Annotated in this window: 1 pseudogene; it reads right to left on the bottom strand. The window is 66.2% G+C overall.

Features of this window, described 5'->3' with window-relative positions:
- Positions 1-409: 409 nt before the first annotated feature.
- Positions 410-629 (bottom strand): annotated as a pseudogene (locus AN218_RS00025) (cold-shock protein).
- Positions 630-1,007: the final 378 nt, after the last annotated feature.

Here is a 1,007-nt window from a genome sequence, read left to right as displayed (position 1 = left end):
GGAGGGGGCTCCCGTACCGGGACGGTCGGAGCCGGTGGTGGTGCGAACTGCGCGGTTCATACGGAACCTTCCTCGATGCGGCACGTATCGAGGAATTCGCCGCGGCAGCGCGGAGCTGCCATGGGAAGCCACAGAACGGGCCGGAGAAAAAGACGGAACGAGCCGGGACGGAAACCGTCACCGGGCCGTCGTGAAAATGCGCCGGAGGGCCGGTCTGAAAACGCGGCCGACAGCCGGGCACCGGGGTCTGTGAACTGCCGTTCTCCGACCCGGGAATTGCGGCGCGGCAGACGGTGTGCCGCGCGCTCGCCGCCGTGGGAATCCGACGAGGCAGGCGAGCCCTGACAACGCGAGGAGCCGGGGCACACACCCAGGTGCGTGCCCCGGCTCCTCGTACGCGTCGGCGTCGTCAGGCGGGAACGATGTTCTCGGCCTGCAGGCCCTTCTGGCCCTGGGTGACGTCGAAGGTCACGGCCTGGCCTTCCAGAAGCTCGCGGTAGCCGGAGGCCACGATGTTCGAGAAGTGANATGTTCGAGTAGTGAGCGAAGACGTCGGCGCCGCCGCCCTCCTGCTCGATGAAGCCGAAGCCCTTTTCCGAGTTGAACCACTTCACGGTGCCGGATGCCATATCGAATCTCCTTCGGGGGGGCAGTGCCCGGAGTCCGCACTCTGCGGACTCGGAGTCGCTGCGATGATTTCCCCTCCGGGGACACCGGAACAGAAACGCATGCTCACCGGCGGGTGCCGGGAGCACCTGAAGTCTTGGGAACCACAACTGCAACTGGCGCAAAACCTAACACAGCCGTTCCGTGCAATGCGAAAAAGCTGCCTTCCGCATCCGCCGGGGCACGATTTCTCACCGCGCATTTCCCGAATTTGTGCAGCGGCGAAGAGAGATATTCCCACCCCGCCGACTCACGCATGCGACAGCCGTACCGGCGCCGGACCCGTGCGGCCGTCCGAGTCCGCGACTGTCAGGCGTCGTTGGGCTGGGGCGAGGCTTCGG

The organism is Streptomyces nanshensis (genome assembly GCF_001751255.1).
Lineage (GTDB): Bacteria > Actinomycetota > Actinomycetes > Streptomycetales > Streptomycetaceae > Streptomyces > Streptomyces nanshensis_A.
This window is presented reverse-complemented; position numbering and strand designations above follow the sequence as displayed.